This window comes from Acetobacter sp. P5B1 (assembly GCF_018811985.1).
GTDB lineage: Bacteria > Pseudomonadota > Alphaproteobacteria > Acetobacterales > Acetobacteraceae > Acetobacter > Acetobacter cerevisiae.
This window is the reverse complement of the sequence record NZ_JACRVS010000100.1, coordinates 1-562: the sequence shown is the minus strand read 5'-3', so window position 1 is coordinate 562 and position 562 is coordinate 1. Positions and strand designations below refer to the sequence as shown.

The window sequence follows — 562 nt, the reverse complement described above, 5'->3', positions numbered from 1 at the left end:
AAGCTGGGCCGCTCGCCACCACGGCCCCAGTTCAGCGGGGATGCTCCGCCATTTCGCGCCATTCTCATGGCGCCAGAAAATTGCTGCTATCGTACGCCGCAGATCATGGGGCGGCGTCTTGCCCCTTGGGCGAACCGCCTCAATCAGAGGTTCCCAGATCGCCCATGTCTCGTCCGTAAAGGTGCCTGTTCTGTCTCCTTCTTCCATCCCTACAATATGGGAAGAAATTCAAGATCTAACAGGCCCTAGTTCCGGACCATGGGTTATCTGTTAAGCGGCATTGCGCTCGTAATCCAGAGGACTTTTCCATTGAAGTGCGGAATGCAGCCTCTGCGGATTATAGAAATCATTGATGTAGCATGTGATAGCCTGTTCGACGTTCTGGCGCGTCCTCCATGCCTGCCGCCACAGGAGTTCAGCTTTCAGGGTCTTGAAGAAGCTTTCCGTGACAGCATTGTCCCAGCAGTTTCCTTTTCTGCTCATAGACACGATAAAGCCATGAGCAGAGAGGAGCCGCCGGTAAGCCTCTGAACAATACTGACTGCCACGATCCGCATGATGG

2 protein-coding genes are annotated in these 562 nt (G+C 54.3%); both read right to left on the bottom strand.

Annotated features, from left to right (window positions below; all coding sequences use genetic code 11):
- Nucleotides 1–207: transposase (locus KP703_RS15535; protein WP_215754404.1), on the bottom strand; the 207-nt coding region annotated here is incomplete at its 3' end.
- 63 nt (nt 208–270) lie between these two features.
- Nucleotides 271–562, bottom strand: a 292-nt coding sequence (locus KP703_RS15530; RefSeq protein WP_215755563.1) for an integrase core domain-containing protein, incomplete at its 5' end; no start/stop codon positions are given.